The 386-nt window shown below is 78.2% G+C and carries 1 pseudogene; it reads right to left on the minus strand.

Annotated features, from left to right (window positions below):
* Positions 1-386: pseudogene (locus C1J00_RS46160) on the minus strand (hypothetical protein); the annotation flags it as partial.

Genomic DNA, 386 nt, shown 5'->3' on the forward strand with positions numbered 1-386 from the left:
CCAGCAGTTCGTCCGGCACCCGGAGGTACGGATTGGTGCCCGGGTTCGGCGGCCGGTACGGCGTACCCGGGGCGTAGGGCCCGGCTTCCTCGCAACGCTCCCCACCCCGGACCCCGGGCTGCCCGCCACCGGCGTCGTCCCCGGGCCGCCCTGCGCCGGAGCCCGGCCAGGCCTGCCCGGTGCTGTTGCCGTGCCGGGCCGGGTCAGAGCCGGCGTCGGTCTGCCCCGGTCCGGCCCAGGTCTCGGCTTGCCCGGCATCGGCGTCATCATCCCCGGACCGCCTTGTGCCGTTGCCCGGCCAGGCCGGTGCGGCGCTCTCGTCGTACCGCGCCGGGCGCTGTCCGCCACCGGCGTCGTCCCCAGGCCGAACCGCACCGGCCCCCGAC

Origin of the sequence: Streptomyces cahuitamycinicus (assembly GCF_002891435.1) — a bacterium.
GTDB classification, from domain to species: Bacteria; Actinomycetota; Actinomycetes; order Streptomycetales; family Streptomycetaceae; genus Streptomyces; species Streptomyces cahuitamycinicus.